The 22,526-nt window shown below is 61.3% G+C and carries 20 protein-coding genes; 18 read left to right on the top strand and 2 right to left on the bottom strand.

Annotated features, from left to right (window positions below; genetic code table 11):
- Positions 1-412 precede the first annotated feature (412 nt).
- The 5 genes from ELX51_RS09230 to ELX51_RS09210 all read left to right on the top strand — a co-directional run bounded on the left by ELX51_RS09230 (position 413) and on the right by ELX51_RS09210 (position 4,909).
- Complete coding sequence (locus ELX51_RS09230) at positions 413-1,561, top strand: histidine kinase dimerization/phosphoacceptor domain -containing protein (protein ID WP_127753244.1); 1,149 nt, start codon at positions 413-415, stop codon at positions 1,559-1,561.
- An 84-nt stretch (positions 1,562-1,645) separates the two neighbouring features.
- A complete protein-coding gene (locus ELX51_RS09225; protein WP_127753243.1) occupies positions 1,646-2,068 on the top strand; it encodes a response regulator in 423 nt (140 codons plus the stop codon).
- A 162-nt stretch (positions 2,069-2,230) separates the two neighbouring features.
- A complete protein-coding gene (locus ELX51_RS09220; RefSeq protein ID WP_248305297.1) occupies positions 2,231-3,148 on the top strand; it encodes an FAD-dependent oxidoreductase in 918 nt (305 codons plus the stop codon).
- Between the two features lie 428 nt (positions 3,149-3,576).
- Positions 3,577-3,771 (top strand): hypothetical protein, encoded by a 195-nt coding sequence (locus ELX51_RS20480; RefSeq protein ID WP_127753242.1) that lies wholly within the window; start codon positions 3,577-3,579, stop codon positions 3,769-3,771.
- An 898-nt stretch (positions 3,772-4,669) separates the two neighbouring features.
- A complete protein-coding gene (locus tag ELX51_RS09210; protein ID WP_127753241.1) occupies positions 4,670-4,909 on the top strand; it encodes a hypothetical protein in 240 nt (79 codons plus the stop codon).
- Positions 4,910-4,914: 5 nt separating this feature from the next.
- On the opposite strand, the gene ELX51_RS09205 is transcribed toward ELX51_RS09210, so the two are convergent.
- Complete coding sequence (locus tag ELX51_RS09205) at positions 4,915-5,373, bottom strand: helix-turn-helix domain-containing protein (RefSeq protein ID WP_248305296.1); 459 nt, start codon at positions 5,371-5,373, stop codon at positions 4,915-4,917.
- A 258-nt stretch (positions 5,374-5,631) separates the two neighbouring features.
- Between ELX51_RS09205 and ELX51_RS09200 the strand changes: the two genes are divergently transcribed.
- The 13 genes from ELX51_RS09200 (at position 5,632) to ELX51_RS09140 (ending at position 21,671) form a co-directional block, all read left to right on the top strand.
- Positions 5,632-6,060, top strand: coding sequence for an antitoxin Xre-like helix-turn-helix domain-containing protein (locus ELX51_RS09200; protein ID WP_248305295.1), 429 nt, complete (start codon positions 5,632-5,634; stop codon positions 6,058-6,060).
- Positions 6,061-6,753, top strand: a complete 693-nt coding sequence (locus tag ELX51_RS09195; protein ID WP_127753240.1) for an RES family NAD+ phosphorylase — start codon at positions 6,061-6,063, stop codon at positions 6,751-6,753. It abuts the gene before it with no gap.
- Positions 6,754-7,140: 387 nt separating this feature from the next.
- Positions 7,141-8,148: a LacI family DNA-binding transcriptional regulator gene (locus ELX51_RS09190; RefSeq protein WP_127753239.1), complete on the top strand. Its 1,008-nt coding sequence runs from the start codon at positions 7,141-7,143 to the stop codon at positions 8,146-8,148.
- 242 nt (positions 8,149-8,390) lie between these two features.
- Complete coding sequence (locus ELX51_RS09185; RefSeq protein WP_127753238.1) at positions 8,391-10,211, top strand: heparinase II/III family protein; 1,821 nt, start codon at positions 8,391-8,393, stop codon at positions 10,209-10,211.
- Between the two features lie 107 nt (positions 10,212-10,318).
- Positions 10,319-12,226, top strand: a complete 1,908-nt coding sequence (locus ELX51_RS09180) for an ABC transporter substrate-binding protein (RefSeq protein ID WP_127753237.1) — start codon at positions 10,319-10,321, stop codon at positions 12,224-12,226.
- Positions 12,227-12,373: 147 nt separating this feature from the next.
- On the top strand, positions 12,374-13,363 hold the full coding sequence (locus tag ELX51_RS09175; RefSeq protein ID WP_127753236.1) for an ABC transporter permease: 990 nt from the start codon (positions 12,374-12,376) through the stop codon (positions 13,361-13,363).
- Positions 13,363-14,505 carry an ABC transporter permease gene (locus tag ELX51_RS09170; RefSeq protein WP_127753235.1) on the top strand — a complete coding sequence of 381 codons (1,143 nt, stop codon included), beginning with the start codon at positions 13,363-13,365 and terminating at the stop codon, positions 14,503-14,505. Before ELX51_RS09175 ends, ELX51_RS09170 begins: the two co-directional genes overlap by 1 nt.
- Positions 14,495-15,502 carry an ABC transporter ATP-binding protein gene (locus tag ELX51_RS09165; protein ID WP_127753234.1) on the top strand — a complete coding sequence of 336 codons (1,008 nt, stop codon included), beginning with the start codon at positions 14,495-14,497 and terminating at the stop codon, positions 15,500-15,502. The genes ELX51_RS09170 and ELX51_RS09165 overlap by 11 nt, the downstream gene beginning before the upstream one ends.
- On the top strand, positions 15,499-16,533 hold the full coding sequence (locus ELX51_RS09160; protein ID WP_127753233.1) for an oligopeptide/dipeptide ABC transporter ATP-binding protein: 1,035 nt from the start codon (positions 15,499-15,501) through the stop codon (positions 16,531-16,533). The genes ELX51_RS09165 and ELX51_RS09160 overlap by 4 nt, the downstream gene beginning before the upstream one ends.
- Positions 16,533-18,386 (top strand): DUF2264 domain-containing protein, encoded by a 1,854-nt coding sequence (locus ELX51_RS09155; protein WP_127753232.1) that lies wholly within the window; start codon positions 16,533-16,535, stop codon positions 18,384-18,386. Before ELX51_RS09160 ends, ELX51_RS09155 begins: the two co-directional genes overlap by 1 nt.
- On the top strand, positions 18,383-19,393 hold the full coding sequence (locus ELX51_RS09150) for a hydroxyacid dehydrogenase (RefSeq protein ID WP_127753231.1): 1,011 nt from the start codon (positions 18,383-18,385) through the stop codon (positions 19,391-19,393). Before ELX51_RS09155 ends, ELX51_RS09150 begins: the two co-directional genes overlap by 4 nt.
- Positions 19,393-21,033, top strand: a complete 1,641-nt coding sequence (locus ELX51_RS09145; RefSeq protein ID WP_127753230.1) for an acyltransferase — start codon at positions 19,393-19,395, stop codon at positions 21,031-21,033. Before ELX51_RS09150 ends, ELX51_RS09145 begins: the two co-directional genes overlap by 1 nt.
- Positions 21,030-21,671 carry a ThuA domain-containing protein gene (locus ELX51_RS09140; protein ID WP_127753229.1) on the top strand — a complete coding sequence of 214 codons (642 nt, stop codon included), beginning with the start codon at positions 21,030-21,032 and terminating at the stop codon, positions 21,669-21,671. The genes ELX51_RS09145 and ELX51_RS09140 overlap by 4 nt, the downstream gene beginning before the upstream one ends.
- On the opposite strand, the gene ELX51_RS09135 is transcribed toward ELX51_RS09140, so the two are convergent.
- Positions 21,672-22,388 carry a class I SAM-dependent methyltransferase gene (locus tag ELX51_RS09135; protein WP_127753228.1) on the bottom strand — a complete coding sequence of 239 codons (717 nt, stop codon included), beginning with the start codon at positions 22,386-22,388 and terminating at the stop codon, positions 21,672-21,674.
- Between the last annotated feature and the right edge of the window lie 138 nt (positions 22,389-22,526).

Raw genomic sequence — 22,526 nt, 5'->3', positions numbered from 1 at the left:
GCAGGGCTTTTCCAAGCAGGGACAAAAATGGAGTGCAGAGCAGAGACTTCCGCCTGTGCCAGCGCACGTCTCACAAGGCCCGAGTATGCCGGGCCTTCTCATAGAGCGGCAGCTTCTGAAACGTGGCCCCCGGAATCTGCCAGTCCGCTACCCACCCCCAATACGAAGTGGGGTAGGGCGCTGCTAACGACCCCATTCAGACCTTCGATATGACATAGCTAGATCCCAAAAACTGCCGCTCGGCAATTTGACCGTCAAGATCGCTGACGGGGGGATAACGTAAGCGATATCTCAGCAGCGGCATGCTATCGATGAAGCGGAAATGCTGTAGGCTGTGAATATCAATGGCCACTGAACAAGGGCGCGGATGACTGAGAGTTACACCATGCTCTTAGCCTCTCCGGGAAGAACGATGTCGTCGACACAATCGAATTTGACGGATGCCGAAGCCGAGGCAGCGCGCTTGGCCGCCGTGAGGCGCTACGACATACTCGACACGCCGCCGGACGGCTCGTTCGACAGGATCACCGCGCTTGCAGCTAGCCTGTTTAACGTGCCGATCTCGATCATCAGCCTAGTCGATACGGATCGGGTCTGGTTCAAGTCCCATCACGGGCTTGATGGTGTCAAGCAGATCGGCAAAGAGCCGGGACTATGCGCATCGGCGATCGTACAGGATCAGGTCTGGGTTCTCGAGAACGCGGCGACAGACGTTCGTTCCCTGGCCAATCCACTGGTCGCCGGAGAGTTCGGTCTGAGGTTCTACGCAGGCGTTCCGCTAACCACGGCAGATGGATTCAAACTTGGCACGCTCTGCGTAATCGATCGCGAGCCACGCCCGGTCACCGAAGAACAGATCAAGCAGCTTCGTCATCTTGCTTCGGTTGTCATGGACCAGATGGAACTGCGCCTGGCTGCACGAAAAGCGGTTGCAGAGCTTTCCGACGCACTCGAGACAGCTCGCATGCTCGGGCAGGAAATCGACCATCGCGTGATGAACAGCCTGCAGCTGGTTTCATCCATGCTGCAGCTCCAGGCAAGGCAGGTGGAGGGCTCGCATGCCGCCGAACAGCTTCGTGTGGCGGCTCTGAGAGTTGCGTCGGTGGCCCGGGTACACCAGCATATCTTCAAGAACCAGAGTGCCGGTTCGGTGAATGCGAAGGGTTACATTGAAAATCTCATGGCAGAGCTGCAAGGTACGTTGAACGCGGATGTGCCCATTCTGGTCGATGTACAGCCTGCCTCATTGGCGGCGGACCTGCTCGTACCTCTGGGCCTGGTCCTGAACGAGCTGGTCATCAATGCGACCAAACACGGGGGCGGTCAGATCAAGGTAAGCTTCAAAGAGCCGTCACCCGGAAGGCATAGGCTTTCGGTTGCCAACTCGGGTGACCGCCTGTCCGCGGACTTCAATCCGGCGAATACGAGTGGGCTGGGCATGAAGGTCGTCGTGGCATTGGCCCGTCAACTAGGCGGGACTCTTCAGTTCGGAACTCGGGAAGACGGAGCCGGTGCCAAGTTCTGGATCGACTTTCCAGGGCTGAAAGACACCGTTCACTGACAGGTGGAACGAGATGGCGGAGTGTAGTTAAGCATCGCTTCCTTAATCCATGCATTGTCCTAAAACGCCTTGCTGGAGCACGTTATGTCAGACGACTACACGCCATTTGCCTTGGTTTCGGATGACAACGTGCTCATCCGTATGGATGCGGCGCGAATTCTCGAAGACGCCGGCTTCCGGGTGTACGAGGCGGGGGAAGTTGGGGAGGCCCTGGCGATCCTCGAGGAGTCCCACGCCAGCATCCAGTTGCTGTTCACCGATGTGGAGATGCCGCCGGGTGAACTTAACGGTTTCGACCTCGCCCGCACCTGCGCGAAGAATTGGCCGGATATCGCCATCGTGGTTTCGTCAGGTCATCTAAAACCGCAGCCCGGGGACATGCCGGACGGCGCCGTCTTCATCGGGAAGCCCTTCTCGGCAGATGTCGTCTACGACCATCTCCAGGAGATTATGCCGGACGACATCATGCCGGAGCAGCTCAAGAAGGCCGCGAAGCGCGAAAGCTGAACGCGAGGGTGAAAGAGAAAGCCGCCCGCGGTGGGGGCACCGCCTGCGGCTTTCTTAAACCGCGCTGGAGGGGTATCGCGCGCCGTTTGGCCTGATAAAGAGCGACCCCGAATTCGGTTCCTAGAGCGCGTTCAAAAGAGGCTTCTTGGTATCCGCCCCCTCGTGCCGGCTATTGTTCACCTCGCGGCCGACCCGGAAGAACTCAAGCTGGTTGTCGAGATGGTTGTCGAGCAGGATCGCCTTGGCATCGTCTCCCTTGGGCTGCTGCGGTCGTTCGAGCTGGCGGAATTGAGCGAAGATAAGCAGGAGCAGCAGCGTCTCACCACCACTGTGGTGATTGGCGGTGGTCCAACTGGCGTCGAGATGGCTGGCGCAATTGCCGAGTTGGGCAGGTGGACACTTAAGGACGAGTTCCGCAGCATCGACCCGTCCGAGGCCCGGGTGTTGCTGGTTGAAGGCGGGGAGAGAATTCTTGGCCAGTTTCCCGAGCACCTGGCACAATATGCCACTGAGCAGCTGCAGCAGCTGGGGGTTACGGTTTTGACCAAGCGCCGCCTTCGTGACGTGACCTCCAGGGGGGTCACGATTGATGCAGAGTTCGTTCCCGCCGGAACCATTGTCTGGGGAGCAGGCGTAGGTGCCACTCCGGTAGCCGAGTGGCTCGGTATTGAACCCACTGCAGGCGGACGCATCGAGGTCGATGAGCGCCTGGCGGTGATGAATATGGAAAATGTCTACGCCATTGGGGACATTGCCGCCTTGCAGCAGGACGGACGAATGTTGCCGGGTCTGGCGCAAGTCGCCAAACAGCAAGGAGAGTATCTGGGGCGTGCGTTACGGCAAGGACCGGATCGAGCCGCAGGGTTTCGCTTTCATGACCGCGGCAACACAGCAGTGATTGGCCGGCACGCTGCCATCTTCGATTTTGGGCGCTTTCAGATGAGGGGGCGGCTTGCCTGGCTGCTCTGGGCCTTTGTACATGTCTATTTGCTGGTCAGCTTCGAAAAGAAGCTGCTTGTCAGCCTGCAGTGGCTGTGGCGGTACGCAACGAGGGCACGGGGCGTGCGGCTCATTTCTTAAGTTGCAGAACAGCAGGCAGTCCGGATTACACCCTCTTTAGGCCGGTGAAAGGCGATGCAGACCGCTAAGTAACGCGCGACTGGGGGGAAATCAGCGGCTCCACATGTTCGTCCGACCAGTTCAAGCCAGTGCGGCCCCAGTATGCCACCGAGTCGCCGTAGGCTAATTTGGGCATTGAGGCCACCGTTACCGACCGGCAAAGCCGCAAAGCAGTAGAGCAGGCCAGCGCTCCGGTTCCCACCAAGGCTTCCTGTCCGCAGCCTCGTGAAGGGTGCGCCGCGTTCCAGGAAGTGTCAGTAGCCAGGGTGTCACGGCCGGAACGGTCGTGTTGGCCCACCATGGCGGACCCCTCTCCGTTCATGGTCCAATCGCCGCAAGTTTTTCCCGGCGGCCATGGTTCCGTCCGCGTTCGATCCGGTGAGGATGTCGTGCTGATCGAGTTCATCTCCACCTCCGCTGACGACAGCGCCGGTTTCGGTGAGGCCAGTTTCTTTCGTGATGTTGACTGTGTCACTATGAAGTCCAGCCAGATCGGCGGCGATCCCTCGGGTAGCGCTAAGGCCGTGTCATCCCGTGCCGTGGAACAAATTACCTCCAGCGCGGATTGGTTCTGTTTCAGATGAGGTCAGCCATGCCCAATTCTCCGAAGGACACAGAGAAGAAGAAACCCGACCCCGCCCTCGCCGACGTCGAGCCTGGTAGCGATGCCGATGCGACCCCGGTTGAGGAGCCAGCCAAGACGCCTCCCAATCCAAACAAGAAACCCTCGGATCCGTAGCTAGGGCTGGCGCCTGCGAGGTGACCGGGCTTCCCCAACTGGCACCTGGCCACGTGCACCCGAGCACCGCGTTCGCGTACGCTGTTGAGAATGTCCTGTTCTTCGCTACTTCGCAGCGGTTTCACGATAGAACGCCTCATGGATACGAAAAAACTCACCTCGTCAAAGCTGGTTTTGCTACAGGCCTTCCGGGAAGACTAGGCGGGCAAGATGGTGCCGGCGTTCGCGCCCCGTGAGATGCGGAATGAAGCAGCCGCGTACAACGCTGCCGAGCAGCTGGTGCGATCCTATCCGGCGGTGATGGCGTGGACTCAGCTGAGAGAGGCAGGCGGTGGTGAGGTTGTGGAGCGAACCGTCGTATTCCGCCACGGGGATGTTCCGGGGACGCCTGATTGATCGCAGCTCTCAACAGCCAGCGGCTGATTTGATTAGCGACAAGGGAGAGAGGTAGGCGGTTGAGAAGAAAGTATCGAGTTGTGGATTGTGCCCCGACTGAGGGTGCCGCCACGGAGTTCATCCAGAGGGCGGGCTCACCTGAGGAGGCAGCTCGGCTGTCCCTTGGACTGGATCTGCGCCGGAACGGCGTCCCCGCCAACCCGCGGGCTAAGCTAAGGTCTACGTTGAGGCGCCTCCTGGCACGGTGTCACTTACAGGCTCTACACCAAGAGCTCGGGTGCCACATAGGATAGCCACGAAACTTCGGGGCCGAGGCGCCGTTGCCCTCAAGCACTTAGGAGTTGGCCATGCCCCGTTATTTCTTCGACACGGACGATGGCACCGTGCTGTTCAGGGACGAGGAAGGCTCTGAGCTTGCGAACGACCAGGCTGCTCGTGATGAGGCGTCGTTGAGCATGGCTGAGCTTGCTAAGGAGTTCATTCCTGGTGGGGCCCCGCAGAAGAACGTCACAATGTGGGTCCGCAACGAGCAGGGGGAGGCCGTGTTACAGCTGTCCCTGAACTTCGCCATCCAGCCGCTGAAATAGAAGCGCTATCGCATCGGCCCGACCAGCCGACGATATTCCTGCTCGGGTCGGCCATAGGCGTCGGCTGCAAACTCCTCCAGCGCTTCGCGACGACGGACCGTGATGTAGCCGCGATCCATGCCGATGAGGTGTTTGCCTTCAAGCTCATGCAGGGCCGTCGTAACGCTCGGACGACGAACCCCCAGCATCAAGGACAGCCATTCATGCGTGAGCGGCATCTCGTCGCCAGTTGACCGATCGTGGCACATCAGCAGCCAGCGGGCGAGGCGTTGATCAAGATGATGGACTGCGTTGGTCAAGGCGCTGTAGGCCGCCTGGGTGTACATGACATGCACAAAGCGCAGCAGCAAATCGCGGACTGCGGGACGCTCCGCCAGCACAGGCAATGGGTGTTCGCAGGTGATGCGGTGCCCGGTTCCGGCAACCTGCATGAAGATGGTGGGGGGCTGAGCTCGGATCGGCACCCCCTCACGGAAATGCCAGCGCCTTGATTACGCTCGATAACGCCATGTCGATCACTCCTGTGTCCCCCGACCAACAGCCGGGGAAACGATCAAAACATGGGTCAATTCTCAGCGAAACTTCTGCCCTTAGCGGGTCAGATCTTGGCGGCAATCAACAGAACGGGGTTTCCCCGCAGGTGATGGCAAGCCCAGAGCTTGATCTGTGGACAAATCGCCGTCATATGGGTATGCATTGCTTATCATATGAGGGAGGTAACGGTGTTGCAGATCGATATTCTAATGCCGACAATGCCCAACCGGCAGGACTTCTCGGCCGAGAGTGACCGCGTACGGCTCTCAAAGGTCGCCCTGAAAGCCTACAAGCGTCTCGTCCAAGAGTGGGGTCTCAAGGGTGAACAGGCGGCGGCGCTGCTCGATGTGTCCACGAGCACTTGGGAGCGCATGAAGCAGGAGGGAAAGGACAAGACCCTCAGCCAGGATCAACTCACGCGCATCTCCGCCCTGGTCGGCATCTACAAGGGGCTCCATCTGCTGTTCGCCGATGATATGGCCGACCGCTGGCCCTGGTTGGTCAACAAGGCACCGCTGTTTGCCGGGATGAGCCCAATCGACTCCATGCTCAAGGGCGGCATTCCGCAAATGCTCGCGGTGCGCCGCTATGTGGACGCCGTCCGCGGGGGCCTGTGATTGTCGATCGACGGTGTGCCGGTTGTCACCGAAGCCTTTCCGAGGACGGTTCGACTGGTAACGACGGCGCGGCTGCGTGCGGCGGTGTTAAGGCCCCTGGTCGATAACGAGGATGATCTCGCCGCGCTGGCTGAGATCGAAGACGCGACGAGCAGTCGCTTAATGGCGCAGGATCGCGGCATTGCGGGGCTCGCCGCCAACGAGCTCGTCTACGATGTCCCACACGCGCACTTCATCAACGCTTCGTTTGCCTATGCCAAGCCGCAGCAGCCGAACCGCTTCAATGGCGCCGACCGGGGTGCCTGGTATGCCGCTCTGGATGTCGCCACCTGCATCAGCGAAGTCGGATATCACCTGACCAACATGCTGGCAGATGCGGGGGACTACCACGCCACGGTGGAGTACGCGGAGATGTTTTGTAGCCTTGCCGGCGAGTTCCTCGACCTTAGGCAGGTACCCGACCATCCTGCGCTCGATCCGGACACGGCGAGGGCCTACCCGGTCGGCAACGCCATCGCGGAGCGCGCCCGGGTCACTGGCCTCAACGGCATCATCTACCCATCCGTACGACACCCGGGCGGCACTTGCATTGTCGCCTTGCGGCCGGCTGCCGTTCAGTCCGTTCGCCAGGGCGCCGTCTACCGCATGATTTGGAAGGGCGATCCAGCACCGCTGATCGAAGGGCCGCTGTGATCGCTTCGACCCTGATCAGATGGATGGTTGGACGGAGGCAGGGCAGGGCAGGGGCGCGTTGCCGCCCGGCAGCAATCGACCCCATTTCGGTCGTAGGAACTTGCAGTGCCCGGGCCTGAAAGCTGACGCTCAAGACGTCCAAGGGTCTCCTAGGCCCGGCGTGCCCTCGCCCGTCAGCCCCTCCTGAGTGTCCCTTAAAATTCGTCAAGGCGCACTGCAACCTCATGGCGTAAAGTCCATCTCCAGTCCGCTTTCTTAGTCCAGAAGAACTCAGAAGGCGCTTTTCCTCATTCGGATTCGAGGTTTAGTGAAGTCACGGTTGATTTTATAGTAGACACCTGCTTCTCTCAATAAACGCAAATTTTGCGCGAGGTGGAGAGAGCTGCGATGGCGCTTATACGGCGGGCTGGTCAAGCCGACATTGCGGAACAGTTAGGGGTATCGGTTTCAACAGTGTCGCGGGCGCTGGCTAATGAAACTGGCATCAGCGATGCGGTGCGCCGGGATGTGCAGCGGGTAGCGCGCAGCCTAGGATACAAGAGCAAGCACCCCGTTGACAGGAGCAAGCTCGACAAGCGGGCGCTGGCACTTGTGCCCCTCAACAGCGCCATCGGCAACCTAGCAAGCTTTTACCACGGGATCGTCGAGGGCATGCGCAGCCAGTCGGCGGAGTCAGGCATCGCCATCGATGTCCGGCTCGTGCAAGAGGACATGGTCACCCTCGATTTCGTCAAGAAGCAGGTGGCCAAGTCTGGTGCCAATGCGGTCGTGCTGGCCGGCATCGATCCCGACGACGAGATGGTCGAATGGTCGATGGACACCGGAATTGCGATCGTCCTGGCCAATGGCAGCGACCCGCTGATGCGCTTCAGCTCAGTCTCGCCGGCCAATTTCTACGGTGCTTATATGGCGACCAAGCATTTGCTGGATCATGGCCATCGCAAGATCCTGCACTACACCTATCACCACCGTCCGACCATAAGGCAGCGTCGTCGCGGCTTCGAGGCCGCAATCGCGGACCATCCGGATGCCGAGGGCATTCTGGTCATTTCTAACGAGCATTCGAGCCGCGAATTGCTCTCGGGCCTGCTCGAGAAAAAGTACGATGCGACAGCGGTGTTTTGCTGGAACGACAGCGTCGCTGTCACCATGGTGGATGCGCTCCTTGGCCAGGATTCGCCCATGCCCGAGAACTTCTCGCTGATCGGTTTTGACGATCTGCCGATTGCCACCATGGCCAGTCCGCGGCTGAGCACCATTCGCGTCGATCGTGAGGCCATAGGCCGTGGCGTGGTGCGGCTGCTCGCCAGCCAGATGCAAGGTGAGCAAGCGGTCCAGCAGTTGGAAACTGGCGTGTCGCTGGTCGAGGGTGAGACAGTCCATCCCCTGATTTAGCCGCGGTTGAGCAAATCTTTTTTGCCGCACCGTATTGAAAAGCCTCATATTTCCTGTGGTCAGAAGCAACTATGACCTTGTCCCGACAACGCAAATTCCGAAAACTTGCGTAATTTGCATGAAGTACGCAAATTTCTTGAATTTGCGTGAAAAGCGTGTGTAGTTTTGTGTCTGCGGAATAGCGTCAGAAAGCGATCGGTTAGCAGACTGCTAACGTTGAGAGCGCCGCAAGGAGGAAACGGGTGGAGTTGCGAGGGTGGAACGTCAAGCATGTGAGGATGGTGCTCGAAAGCGCGCCTGACTTCCTGCCGTTTCCCCGAAACGGGTCCAAGCTCGACGCGCTCAGGGCGCGTCTTGGCGATGGGGTGGTCGCCGACCTAATCGGAGATGCCCAGCGTGACGCCGAAACGGCGATGCCGCCTTTGCCTGCGCGGCTTTATGCCGAGTTCCGCGAGACCGGCCGTCGCGAAGGCTATGAAGATGCACAGCGCGCACGACGGTCGATGCTTTATCGGCTGACCCTTGCCGAATGGCTGGCAGGCGAGGGGCGCTTCCTGCCTGCGCTAGAGGAGATCGCCTGGGCGCGGCTCGAGGAAACCAATTGGGCCTGGCCGGCCCATGCCCGAGAGCTCGACCATCCTGACCGTCCCACGGTGGATCTGGCAGCCGCGATGACGGCGCTGGATCTGGCCGAGATGGACTATCTGATCGGCGAGCGGCTTTCGGTCAACCTTCGCGCGCGGTTGCGGGCCGAAGTCGAACGCCGTGTCGTGGGGCCGTTTCTTGATCGCAACGATCATTGGTGGCTGCATACGACGCCGGCCAAGCAGGTCAACAACTGGACGGCGGTCTGCGTCGCCGGAGCTGTAGGCGCGGCGCTTTATCTTGAGAGCGATACCGGCCGGTTGGCCGAGATCGTGACGCGCGGCATCCATAGCCTTGCCGATTATCTCGAAACTTTTGACGCCGAAGGCGGCTCTTCCGAGGGTCCCGATTACTGGACCTACGGTTTTGGCAATTATGCCGTGCTGGCGCATTTGCTATTCGAACGCAGTGGCGGCAAGATCGACCTGCTTGAAGGGGACGTTCTGTGCTCCATCGCGCAGTTTCCGGTTCGCACCATGCTGGCACCGGGCACCTGGGTCAGTTTTTCCGATTCCGACAGCAATCCGAGCTTTCATCCGGGCCTGCTGACGCTGCTGGCAAGGCATATGGACCTGCCGGAACTGCTGGGGCTCGGGATGCGCAATGACTTTGCCGTCTCGGTGTTCAACCAGTTTGCATGGCCACTGCGCCAGTTTGCGTGGCCATTGCAAGAGGCGGCGCCGGCGCAGCTTGGTCCGCACGACTGGTACGACGAGATGGGCTGGATGATCAGCCGCCTCGATCCGTCCGACGCCAATTCAATCCGTGTGGCGGCCAAGGGCGGCCACAATGACGAGATGCACAACCAGAACGATCTTGGCTCATTCATGGTGGTTTCGGGCGGCAAGGTTGTCCTGACCGATCCTGGCCGCGGTCGCTACTCGAAGGCCTATTTCGGGCCGGATCGATACGACAACCTGATGGCCTCTTCGCGCGGGCATTCGGTGCCGGTGGTCAACGGGTTCGAGCAGCGGGAGGGGCGCGAGCATGCCGCTGAAGTGCAGCACCATTCTCACACGTCTGAGGCCGACCGGCTGGAGCTCGACCTGACCGCTGCCTATCCGGCACCGGCAGGTCTTGCATTGCTGCGCCGCAGCCTGACCCTCGATCGGCAGACCAAGGGTGGGCGGGTGCTGCTCGAAGACCTATTCCAGTTTTCGGTAGGAGAAGGGGAATTCCAGTCGGTGCTGGTCACCCCGCTCGCGGCGGAAGCGGACAATGGCGTGGTTCGCATCGGAGACGCCAAGTCAGGCCTGCGCGTGGACTATGACGCGGCCGCACTCGACGTCTCGCTCAACCGGCATGAGGGCGTGGAGAAGCAATATCAACCCGCCGTCGATCTTATTCGCGTGGTGTTCACCCCAAGGCAAAAAGCCCGGGAAGGACGGATCGCGCTCTGCATCTCGCCGCTCGGCTGAGCGGAGGGTCTTGCCCAGGCGGCAAGTCTAAGCGCGGCGCCGGCTTTGAGGAACAGCCGGATGCCAATGGAAACCCCGGGCGCAAAGCCCGGACAAGGGAGGACGTGATGAGGATAGACCGAATGGGTGGCCTGACCGGCGCAGTAGCGCTGGCGGCCTTGATGGTTGGGGCCGCGCCGGCATTGGCGCAGCAACAATCGCCAGTGCTTGACGCGATGGTGGAAAGCGGCGAGCTGCCGGCGGTAGGAGAGCGCCTGCCATCCAATCCGCTGGTGGTCGAGGGCGACAGTGTCGGCAAGTATGGCGGCACCTGGCGCATGGGCCTCAATGGCGGCGGTGACAACGGCCTGATCGTCAAGACCGTGGCCTATGAAGGCCTTGTTCGCTACGACCACGAATGGAAGACCGTGCTCCCCAACCTGGCGGAAAGCTGGGAAGCCAGTGACGACGCCACCGAATATACCTTCACGCTGCGCGACGGCGTGAAGTGGTCCGATGGCACGCCGTACACGACCGAAGATATCGCCTTCACCGTCGAAATGTACCAGGACCCCGATTACGCGGCCAATAGCTGGATCGACAACCAGAATAATCCGATGACGCTGACCGTCATCGACGATCTGAACTTCAAGTTCACGTTCGAAAAGCCGAACGGCATGTTCCTTGAGACCCTCGCCTCGACCGACGGCATCCACATCACTTCGCTGCAGAAAGCCTATTGCAGCCAGTTCCACCCCACCTACAACGAAAACGCCGATGCTGACGCGACTTCTGCCGGCTTCGACGGCTGGGCGCTTTACCTGCAGGATCGTTGCGCCTGGGGCTGGGAAACCATCCGCTTCTCCAATGCTGACCTTCCCACCATCTATGGCTGGGTGATCGAGACGCCGCTCTCGGCCAATGCCCAGCGCGTCACCTGGACCCGCAACCCATACTTCTGGAAGACCGACGCCGAGGGCAACCAGCTTCCCTATATCGACAATCTCGATATGCGCGTGAGCCAGGGTGGTGTTGAAGAACTGACACTTGCTGCGCTCAATGGCGAAATCGACTTCCAGGAACGCCACATCGCCACCAATGTGAGCAAGCCCCTGTTCTTTGATGGACAGGAAGCGGGCGGTTACCACCTGGGCGAAGTGATCCCTTCAGCGTCCAACACGCTGGTGCTGCAGCTCAATCTCAACCATCTCGATCCGGTCAAGAACGAACTCTTCAACTCCAAGGACTTCCGCGTCGGCATTTCCCACGCCATCGATCGCCAGGAAATCATCGATGTGGTGTTTACCGGCCAGGGCGAACCCTTCCAGGTCGCGCCACGCCCGGAATCGCAGTTCTATGACGAGGAACTGGCCAAGCAATATACCGAGTTCGATCCCGATCTCGCCGCCCAGCATTTCGAGGCCGCGGGTCTCACCGAGCGTAATGGCGACGGCATCTATCTCTTGAGCGATGGCACTCCGGCCAAGATCACGGTCGACGTGATTTCGGCGCTGCGCCCCGAATGGATCGACATGCTCGAAATCATGCAGCTGCAGCTTGAAGCTTTCGGCATCGATCTCGAACTCAACAATATCGACCGCACGCTGTTCTACGAAAAGCGTCCGGCCGGTGAGTTCGACGCCCAGATATGGGCGGGCGACGGTGGCATCGAGGCGCTGCAGGAGCCGCGCTACTACTTCCCGTTCTCCGATGAATCGGTCTGGGCCTATCGCTGGGCACAGTGGTTCAACGGCACGCGTCCTGAAATCGCCGAAGAGCCGGCCGATTGGGCCAAGGAGCAGATGGACCTCTACAACCAGGTCCGTGCCGAAGCCGATCCGGAAAAGCGCGCCGACCTGTTCAACCAGGTGCTGGCGATCACCAAGGAGCAATTCCCGGTGATTGGCGTGAGCTTGATGCCCAACAGCTACTCGATCGTTCGCAACAACCTCAAGAACGTGCCTGACACGATGTTCAACGCCTGGCTCTTCCCGACCCCGGCGCCGATGGACCCCGTGGTCTGGTACTTCGAATAAGCCTTCCAAGAGAAGTGGCCGCCATTTTCCGGTTCGGAACGGCGACCACCACAACAAGCGGGCACGACCTCCCACCCGCTTCCTTCCCCTCGCGGCACTACCCCAGCCGCGAGGGGAACCTGATCCCTCGCGCAACAGGCAGCACTCATGATTGGCTTCATCATCAGGCGTCTTATCGCCATGCTTTTGACGCTGGTGGCGGTGTCCATCGTGGCCTTCGCCATCATCCAATTGCCGCCTGGCGATTACCTGACGAGCTATATCGCCCAGCTCGCCTCGACCGGTGACCAGGTCGATCCGCGCGTCATCGAAAACCTGCGCCGCCAATATGGGCTCGGCGAACCATTTTATGTCCAATACTGGAAATGGATCACCGGCATCGTCCAGGGTGATTTTGGCCATAGCTTCGAATGGAAGCGTCCGGTCTGGGAATTGATCTGGGGCCGTCTCGGCAATTCAGTACTGGTCGAAGGCATGGCCGTCGTCGTCATGTGGCTGATCGCGCTGCCGATCGGCATCTATGCGGCAGTGCGCAAATATTCGCTGGGCGATTACCTGGCGACCGTTGCCGGATTTATCGGCCTCGCCATTCCCAATTTCTTCTTTGCGCTGATCCTGATGTATCTCGCCTACATCTGGTTCGGCACCACGATGGGCGGACTGTTCTCGCCCGAATTTGAGAATGCCCGCTGGAGCCTGCCGCGCATCTGGGACTTTTTAAGCCATGCCTGGGCGCCCATCCTGGTGCTGGCGACGGCCGGCACGGCCGAGCTGATCCGCATCCTGCGCGCCAACCTGCTCGATGAGCTGAAAAAACCATACGTGGTGACGGCGCGGGCCAAGGGCCTGCCGGAATGGAAGGTCATCCTCAAATATCCGGTGCGGCTGGCGCTTAACCCGCTGGTCTCCACCATCGGCTGGCTGCTGCCAGCGCTGGTATCTGGCTCGGTGATCGTGTCCGTGGTGCTGAACCTGCCTACCGCGGGCCCGATGCTGCTGCGCTCGCTAACCACGCAGGACATGTATCTGGCCGGCGCGATCATCCTCCTGCTCAGCGTGCTGACGGTGGTCGGCACGGTGATCTCCGACATTCTCCTGGCGCTGATCGATCCGCGCATTCGTTACGGAGGCAAGTGATGGCCGTGGATACCGTTCAGCCCACCATCCATGTCGATGTGCCCAAGCTGCGTGCTCGGCGCGAAAGCCAGCTTGGCCTGATGTGGCGCCGCTTCCGCCGGCACAAGCTGGCGCTGGTCAGCCTCTGGGTCGTGGTGCTGTTTTACCTCGTGGCGCTGATCGCCGAGTTCTTGGCGCCGCAGGACCCCTCCGACTACAGCGCGCGCTATACCTACGCGCCGCCCCAAGGGCTGCATTTCTTTGCCCAGAACGAGGATGGCTCCTGGAGTATTGGGCCCTATGTCAACGGCTACAAGACCGAGATCGACCCGGTGGCGCTGCGGCGCACCTTTGTGGTCGACGAGGAGGCGCGGTTGCCGGTGCGCTTTTTTGCCGAAAGTGAGCCTTATCTGTTGGCCGGGTTCATCCCGATGTCGATCAAGTTCATGGGCGTCGAGAACCCGCGCGACCCCTTCTATATCCTGGGCGCCGATCGGCTGGGGCGCGACATGCTGAGCCGGCTCATTCATGGCACGCGCATTTCGCTCTCGATTGGTCTGGCGGGCGTGGTCATGAGTCTGTTCTTTGGCGTGGTGATCGGCGGCTTTGCCGGGTTTTACGGCGGCTGGTTCGATAGCGCGGTGATGCGCGTGGTCGAGTTCATCCGCTCAATGCCCACCATCCCGCTCTGGCTCGGACTGGCGGCAGCGATGCCCAAGGATTGGAGCGCACTCCAGACCTACTTCGCCATCACGCTGATCTTGTCGCTGATCGGCTGGACAGAGCTGGCGCGCGTGGTGCGGGGGCGGTTCCTGTCGCTGCGGACCGAGGATTTCGTCACTGCGGCGCAACTCGATGGTGCCAGCGACTGGCGCATCGTGACGCGGCACATGGTGCCCAGTTTTACCAGCCACATCATTGCGGCGGCGACGCTGGCCATTCCCGGCATGATCCTGGCGGAAACCGCGCTCTCATTCCTCGGGCTCGGGCTGCAGGCCCCGATCGTCAGCTGGGGCACGCTGCTGCAGGACGCGCAGAATATCAGGACGCTGGCGACGGCACCCTGGCTGCTGGCGCCGGGCCTTTGCGTCGTCATCGTCATCCTTGCCCTCAATTTCTTTGGAGACGGCCTCCGCGATGCCGCAGATCCCCATGGCCGCTAAACCTCTTCTCACCATCAACGACATGTCGATCGTCTTCACCTCGCCCGACGAGGCCGACATCGAGGCGGTGCGCCAGGTCGACCTGACGCTGACGCCGGGCAAGACGCTGGCGCTGGTGGGCGAAAGCGGCTGTGGCAAATCTGTCACCGCCCGCGCAGTGCTGCGCCTGCTCGACAAGAACGCCGACATTCGCACCGGCGAGATCGTGTTCGAGGGCCAGGATATCGCCCGACTCAAGTCCGATAGTCTCGCCATGCGCGCGATCCGCGGGGCGCAAATCTCGATGATTTTTCAGGAGCCGATGAGCTCGCTTTCGCCGGTGCACACGATTGGCGACCAGATCGACGAAATCATTATCCTTCATGAACGATTGAATAAGAAGCAGGCGCGGGAACGGACGATCGGCATTCTCGACCAGGCCGGGGTGCCGGGGGCCAAGGATCGCGCCAATGCCTATCCGTTTGAGTTGAGCGGTGGTTTGCGGCAGCGCGCGATGATCGCCATGGCGCTGGCCTGTACGCCAAAGCTCTTGATTGCGGACGAACCGACCACGGCGCTCGACGTGACGACGCAGGCGCAAATCCTCGACCTGCTGCGGCAACTGCAGGACGATTTCGGCATGGCCATGCTGTTTATCACCCATGACCTGGGGGTTGTGGCCGAGATCGCCGATGACCTGGCGGTCATGTATCTGGGCGATGTGGTGGAGCAGGGCGACGTGTTCGACGTGTTTCGCGCGCCCAAGCACCCCTACACGCAGGCGCTGATGAACTCGGTGCCCAAACTCTCGCGCAAGGCGGATCGGCAACGGCTGTCGCCGATCAAGGGCACGGTGCCTTCGCCCAAGGACCGGCCGGTGGGCTGCGCCTTCACCAGCCGCTGCCCCTACGCCTTTGCGCCATGCCCGACGGTGCGGCCGGAACGCACGCCGATCAGCGAGGGTCATTTTGCCCGCTGTCACCTCCTGACCCATGTTCGCGAGGAGGTACTGGCATGAGCACGCTGCTGACGGTCGAGCATCTCTCCAAGGTGTTTACGCTCGGGGGCGGCCTTTTCAGTAAAGGCCGCGAACTAGTGGCGCTCAACGACATCAACCTAACGGTGGAAGCCGGGGAAACGCTGGCCATCGTGGGCGAAAGCGGTTGCGGCAAGACAACGCTGGGGCGCTGCATCATCAAGGCGCAGCCAGTGACCGAGGGCCATGTGTTTTATCGTCGGCCCGGTGGCGAGCAGGTTGACCTGACGCAGTTGAACAAGCGCGAGATCAAGCCTTATCGGCGCGATATGCGCATGATCTTCCAGGACCCGATGAGTTCGCTCAACCCCAATATGCGGGTGTTCGACATCGTCGCCGAACCGCTGCGGGTGCACAAGATTGCCAAGGGCCGCGAGCTTGAAGACAGGGTGATCGAAACGCTGGCCAAGGTCGGCATTGCCGCCGACGGCGCCGGGCGCTACCCGCACGCCTTTTCGGGCGGGCAACGGCAGCGCATCGGAATCGCGCGGGCACTGGTGCTCGATCCAAAACTGGTGATTGCCGACGAGGCGGTTTCGGCGCTCGACGTTTCCATCCAGGCGCAGGTGCTGAACCTGCTCGATGACCTCAAAGCCGAGTTCGGGCTGACCTACATTTTCATCAGCCACGATCTGGGCGTCGTCAACTACATCGCTGACCGCGTGGTAGTGATGTATCTGGGCCATGTGGTCGAGAGCGCGCCCACCGAAATGCTGTTCGAGCGGCCGCGCCACCCCTATACCGAAATGCTGCTCGAAGCGCTGCCGATCGCCGACCCGACCCGGCGCAAGGGGCGCAACAAGGAACTCAAGGGCGAAATACCCTATCTCGGCAATCGCCCCCAGGGCTGCCCTTTCCACACGCGCTGTAAATACGCCCAGGACATTTGCCGCGCCGACAAGCCGGCACTGCGCCCCATCAATGGCGCGAGCCAGCTCGCGGCCTGCCATTTTGCCGAAACACTCGATCTTCAAGGCGCCTATGACGCGGCGCCGCAACCGGTTTTTGCCTGATGACCTACGATCCTGCGAGTGCCAATCCCCTGTTCGGCAATCCGCTCCAGACGCGCGACGATGTCGAAAAGGGCGTGCGTGATCTCTTTGCGCCGCTGCTACCGTACTTTTCCGAAGGCGGCGCGCGCGTGCGGCTCGATGGAGCAGGAGCGCATTTCGATCGGGCAGCGGCGGACCTTGAAGGTTTTGCCCGACCGCTTTGGGGCCTGACCCCGCTGGCGGCTGGTGGTGGCGACTTCGACCACTGGGCGCTTTATCGACAGGGCCTCGCCAATGGCACCGATCCCAACCATCCCGAATATTGGGGCATGGTCAACGGCACAGACCAGCGCCAGGTCGAATTGGCGGCTATTGGCTTCACCATGCGCATGCTGCCGCACTTGGTGTGGGAGCCGCTAAGCGGCCAAGCCAAGGACAATCTTGCGGCCTACCTTAAGCATGCCCGCAAGTTCGACTTTGCCGACAACAACTGGAAGTTCTTCCGCATCCTGATCGATCTGGGGCTGGAGGAATGCGGGGTCGAGTTCGATCGCTCGCCGACCGAAAAGTACCTTGAGGAACTCGACGGCTTTTATCTGGGCGATGGCTGGTATCGAGACGGCAATATCCGCCGCATCGACCATTACATTCCCTTCGCCATGCACTATTATGGCCTGATCTATGCCCGTCTCGCCACGGGCGACGATGCGCGGGCGGAAAAATTCAAGGAGCGCGCGCGGCTCTTTGCAAAGGATATCCGGCACTGGTTCGACGAGGACGGCGGCACGCTCGCTTTCGGCCGTTCGCTGACCTATCGCTTTGCCTGTGGCGGCTTTTGGGGCGCGCTGGCCTTCGCCAACTTGGAAGCCATGCCATGGGGCGTGATCAAAGGGCACTTCCTGCGCCACTTGCGCTGGTGGAGCAAGCTGCCGATCGCCCATGGCAATGGTGTGCTCTCGATCGGCTACGGATATCCCAACCTTTTCATGTCGGAGAGCTACAATTCTGCCGGCTCGCCCTATTGGGCATTGAAAGCCTTTCTGCCACTGGCACTGCCGGCCGATCATCCCTTCTGGACCGCCGAGGAACTGCCGGCAGACTTTGGCACGGAACCGGTGCCACTGAAACATCCCGGCATGGTGATGCAGCATACGGCAGGCAATGTGGTGGCATTGGCGGGTGGCCAGCAAAACTGGCAGATGCGCCATGGCACCGAAAAATACGCCAAGTTCGTGTATTCGAGCCGCTATGCGTTTTCGGTGGAAGTGGACGAGCGCGCTTACCATTCCGGCGCCTTCGACGGCACCCTGGCGCTGAGCGATGATGGCCGGCACTACCGGGTGCGCGAGACTAACGAAACCGCTCAGATCGCCGAAAACACGCTCTTTGCGCGCTGGAAGCCGTGGAGCGACGTATCGGTAGAAACCTGGCTGCTGCCGTCCGGCGACTGGCATATCCGCGTGCATCGGATCGAAACGCCCCGCGCCCTGCACGGCACCGAGGGTGGTTTTGCCATCGCCCGGGCCGATAGCAATACCGATACTTACATCGACGAAAAGGGCCGAGCCGTTGCCCAGAGCCAGACGGACGTCAGCGCCATTGTCGATCTGGGAGGCCAGCGTGAGGGCAGGGCATTTCGCGCGTTGCCCAATACCAACCTGATCGCATCCAAAACCATTGTGCCGCAATTGCGGGGCGATATCCCGGCGGGAACGACGATCCTGGTCACGGCAGCGATGGCGCTGCCGGCGAGTGCCGATGCCGAGGCGGCGCTGGGCAATCCGCCCCAGGCGCCAGACCTTGCCGAGCTTGATGCCCTGTTTGCCCGGGCAGGTGTCGATGTCAGTGCCATTCTGGTGCCGGAGCGCTTCTGATGCGGCCAAAACTCGCCTTTGCCATGAGCCCCGAAAAGACCCTTCACGTGTTCGATGCTGGCCTGCTGGATCGGCTGGCCGCCTGCTGCGACGTGCTTTCCCCAAAGCCACTGCAGGATCTGGCGAGCGCGGACAACCGGCGCATGCTGGCAGAAACCGAAGTGCTGGTGACCGGCTGGGGTTGTCCGATGCTGGGTCCGGAAATCCTGAGGAGCGCGCCCAAGCTGCGCCTAATTGCACATGCGGCGGGAACGGTGAAATTCACTGTCGACCCGAGCGCCTATGACCGAGGCATCCGCGTGACCCATGCGGCCGAGGCCAATGCGGTGCCTGTGGCCGAGTTCACGCTGGCGGCAATCCTGTTTGCTCATAAGCGCATTTTCGAGTTCCGCGATCTTTACCGCGCCGATTCCAGCCGGCGCTCGACCCACACGCTGATGGACGGCAATGTGGGTAATTTCCGTCGTACCGTCGGGCTGGTCGGTGCCTCGCGCATCGGCCGCAAGGTGGTCACCATGCTGCGGGGGTTCGATTTTACCGTGCTGCTCTATGATCCCTTTGTGCAGCCGGGCGATCCGGTGACCGAAGGGGCCGAACTGGTCGATCTCGATATCTTGATGGCCCGCTCCGACGTGGTGTCGATCCATGCCCCGTCGCTGCCCAACAATCGGGCGATGATCGGGGCGCGGCAATTGCGGCTGATGGCGGATGGCGCAACCTTTATCAACACGGCGCGCGGGGCGCTGGTGGATGAAGCAGCGCTGTTGGCGGAACTGCAGACCGGGCGCATCCAGGCGGTGATCGATGTGACGGATCCTGAAATCCCGGCGCCGAGTTCGCCGTTTTTCACCCTGCCAAACGTGTTCCTGACGCCCCATATTGCCGGCGCGATCGGCACGGAACGGGGGCGGCTGGGATTGATGGCGGTGGAAGAAGTGGAGCGCTTTGTGCGCGGCGAACCGCTGCTTTACGAGGTTGAGCCGGCACTTTTGGAGCGATTGGCCTGATGGATCGACCCGCGTTCACTTCGCCTGCGGACATTGACTGGCATGAAGCGCGCCTGCAGTTCCTGACCTGGGATCGAAGGCCTGAGGATATCGCGGGTCCCGCGCATCAAGCACGGCTCGATGCCCTCCGAGAGCGGGCCGGGGCGACGTTTCATCCCACCGCCTACGTGGCTGCGGACGCCGACGTTTTTACTACACAGTTGGTGCTCGGCGCCGAAAGCTGGATTGCCGGCCACGCGCTGGTGCGGGGCGACGTGACCTTTGGTGATCATTGCACCGTCAATCCCTATGCGATGATCTCTGGCAAGGTGACCTGCGGTCATGGCGTGCGTATTGCCAGCCATGCGTCGCTGGTCGGTTTCAATCACGGCTATGACGATCCCGATCAGCCGATCCACATGCAAAAGCACGAGACGATCGGCATCGCCATCGGCGACGATGTGTGGATCGGCGCCAATGCGGTGGTGGTCGATGGTGTGACAATTGGCAAGGGTGCGGTGATCGCGGCCGGCGCGGTGGTTAGCAAGGACGTACCAGCCATGGCGATGGTTGCTGGCGTGCCGGCAAAGGTGTTGCGTTTTCGCGGACGCGGTCGTGCCGACGAAACGCGCGCACAGTTGCAGGCGCTAAGCGAGCGAGCCGGCGCGCAGTGGCAGGATATCCTGCGGCGGAACCGCAACGATGGAGAGTATCTGTCGCGCGAAAACCATGGCGCGGCGCGGCCGAGCATTAGGCACCTCTGCGATGCGATCGAAATCGCCACCGGGTTTGGTGGACTGCCGGAGGGGCTGAATGTTGCCGCGGTGATCGCGCGATTGCAGGCGGTGCAGGACAAGGCCAACGGGCTTTTTCCCGATCCCTATCAGGGTCCCAAGACCGGTGTCGCCATGCGCGATGACGGGCTGGCGCTCTACAATGTCCTCGCCGTCGGCTATGCGCTTGAAACGCTGGGCAGCCGGCCGCTCTACCCTGTCGCGGCGGTTGAAGTGCCGGCGCCAGAATTGCGGGAGTGGCTCGAGGGGCTGACCTGGCGAGAACGGGCCTGGGGCGCGGGAGCGGGCGTCGATGCTATCGGCACGGCGCTTTATTTCAACGCGCGCTATTTTTCGACCGGCACCTCGCGCGAAACCTTGTTCGGCTGGCTGGCGATGCGGCAGGACCGGGGCTCGGGCCTGTGGGGTTCGCCAACAACAGCGGAAGGCCTGCTGCAGCCGGTCAATGGCTTTTATCGGCTGACCCGGGGCACCTATGCCCAGTTTGGCGTCGCCGTGCCGCGGCCGGAAGCGGCGATCGATTCCGTGCTGCTGAACCATCGCAACTATGGCGGGTTCTCGGGGCCGACCTATACCGCGTGCAACCTGCTCGATACGATCCATCCGATGTTGCTATGCCTGGGACAGACTGATCATCGGCGCGCCGAAGGCGAGCAGATCGCGCGATCGGTGATTGCGCGGGCGGGGCAGCGCTGGATCGATGGCGAGGGTTTTGCCTTTGCCGATGGGCAGGAGCCAGGCTTGCAGGGCACCGAAATGTGGCTTTCGGTGGTGCACCTTTCGGCCAAGCTCCTCGGGCTTGAGCATGATTTTGCGTACGTGCCCAAAGGCGTGCATCGAACCGAAGCGGTGGGGCTGGGACTATGAAAAAGGCGCTGGTGGTCTGGGGCGGCATGGAGCTCCATACGCCCGAACGCGGCGCCCATGTGGTGCGGCAGCTGCTGGAGGAAGAAGGGTTTGCGGTCACTGTAACGCCTGATTACGAGGCGTTGGGCGCTGACGATGTGGGCCGCGTTGATCTTGTCGTGCCGGTAATTACCGACGGGACCCTGGCGCCCGAGAAGATGGAAAAGCTGATCGCTGCGATCCGGGCGGGGACGGGGCTGGCAGGCTACCACATGGGACTGGCGACGACGTTTCGCGCCAGCGTGCAGTTTCGCTATGCGGCGAGCTGCTACTGGGTGCAGCATCCGGGCAATATCATCACCTATCGAGTGGATGTGACGCAGGCCAATCATCCGATCATGGCGGGGATCGAAAGTTTTGAGCACACCAGCGAACAGTATTATCTCAACTACGATCCGGCGGTGGATGTGCTTGCCACGACGACCTTTTCGGGCGAGCTCCATGCCTGGCGCAAGGACGTGGTCATGCCGGTCGTATTCACGACAATGCATGACCAGGGGCGGGTGTTTTACTCCTCGCTCGGGCACACTGCCGATGAGCTGGAAATCCCGCAGGTCCGAACGATTTTGAAGCGCGGGCTGCTGTGGGCGGCGCGCTGATCACTGCTGCTGCTGCGCTTGGCGCTTGAGCACTTCGGACTCGGGCAGGGCGTTGGCATAGCGCAGTTCGCGGTTGGCGCGCTCCCAAAAGGCGGGGTGAACGCGATCGAGCAGCGCCGGTGCTGTCGGGGGGAGACCGAGGCGCTGGGCGGTTTGGCTGTCGAGATAGAGCACGATATTCTGCCGATACCAGGCGGGGACGGCTTCGTCCGACCAGATCGCGTCGCGGATCAGGTCATAGGCCGCGTAGCCATGGGTGGCGAAGTGGGTGGCCCAAAAGCTTTGCCATCGTTCGTTGAGGTGCCCGACGCCGCCCTGGCCGGGAATGGCGGCGCTGAACAGCACGGCCGGGGCCATGGCAACGAGGTCGGCGACAAAGCTTGCGGCGCGGGCGGGGGACAGGTGTTCGGCCACTTCAAGCGAGAGCGCGAGATCAACCTTCGGCGCGGCGAGAGGCTTTTCGAGGTCGTTGGACATGAAGACGATGCGGGCATCGTCCTGCATTTCGGGACCCACCCAATCGCCTTCAAAGCCGAAGGTCTTGGTGGCGCCCAACTCCAGCGCCGCGACAAGGAAGGTGCCGGTGCCGCAGCCGATATCGGCGGCGCTTCCGGTGAGGAGGCCTGGAGGGAGGGCGGAAAGGATTTGCCGCGCGGCATGTGCGGTATGGCTGCGGCGGTCAGCATAGAAATCGGGAGGGTACAGGCTGGAGTTCATATCTGCACCTGAGGCTGCCAGCGGGAACTTGAGCTGACGCTTTGTAGGACAGAGCCGTATTGCATTCAACGTACACAGTGAAGTGGAATGGTTTGCGTTGCAGTTACCCCGGTCAGGTGGCCGCACTTCTACATGCTG

It is taken from the genome of Devosia sp. 1566 (genome assembly GCF_004005995.1).
Classification (GTDB): Bacteria; Pseudomonadota; Alphaproteobacteria; order Rhizobiales; family Devosiaceae; genus Devosia.
This window is presented reverse-complemented; position numbering and strand designations above follow the sequence as displayed.

Coding starts and splice junctions, on each gene's coding strand:
- ELX51_RS09230 (WP_127753244.1), top strand. CDS start 413: ATGTCGTCGACACAATCGAATTTGACGGATGCCGAAGCCGAGGCAGCG.
- ELX51_RS09225 (WP_127753243.1), top strand. CDS start 1,646: ATGTCAGACGACTACACGCCATTTGCCTTGGTTTCGGATGACAACGTG.
- ELX51_RS09210 (WP_127753241.1), top strand. CDS start 4,670: ATGCCCCGTTATTTCTTCGACACGGACGATGGCACCGTGCTGTTCAGG.
- ELX51_RS09190 (WP_127753239.1), top strand. CDS start 7,141: ATGGCGCTTATACGGCGGGCTGGTCAAGCCGACATTGCGGAACAGTTA.
- ELX51_RS09180 (WP_127753237.1), top strand. CDS start 10,319: ATGAGGATAGACCGAATGGGTGGCCTGACCGGCGCAGTAGCGCTGGCG.
- ELX51_RS09175 (WP_127753236.1), top strand. CDS start 12,374: ATGATTGGCTTCATCATCAGGCGTCTTATCGCCATGCTTTTGACGCTG.
- ELX51_RS09170 (WP_127753235.1), top strand. CDS start 13,363: ATGGCCGTGGATACCGTTCAGCCCACCATCCATGTCGATGTGCCCAAG.
- ELX51_RS09165 (WP_127753234.1), top strand. CDS start 14,495: ATGGCCGCTAAACCTCTTCTCACCATCAACGACATGTCGATCGTCTTC.
- ELX51_RS09160 (WP_127753233.1), top strand. CDS start 15,499: ATGAGCACGCTGCTGACGGTCGAGCATCTCTCCAAGGTGTTTACGCTC.
- ELX51_RS09155 (WP_127753232.1), top strand. CDS start 16,533: ATGACCTACGATCCTGCGAGTGCCAATCCCCTGTTCGGCAATCCGCTC.
- ELX51_RS09145 (WP_127753230.1), top strand. CDS start 19,393: ATGGATCGACCCGCGTTCACTTCGCCTGCGGACATTGACTGGCATGAA.
- ELX51_RS09140 (WP_127753229.1), top strand. CDS start 21,030: ATGAAAAAGGCGCTGGTGGTCTGGGGCGGCATGGAGCTCCATACGCCC.
- ELX51_RS09135 (WP_127753228.1), bottom strand. CDS start 22,388: ATGAACTCCAGCCTGTACCCTCCCGATTTCTATGCTGACCGCCGCAGC.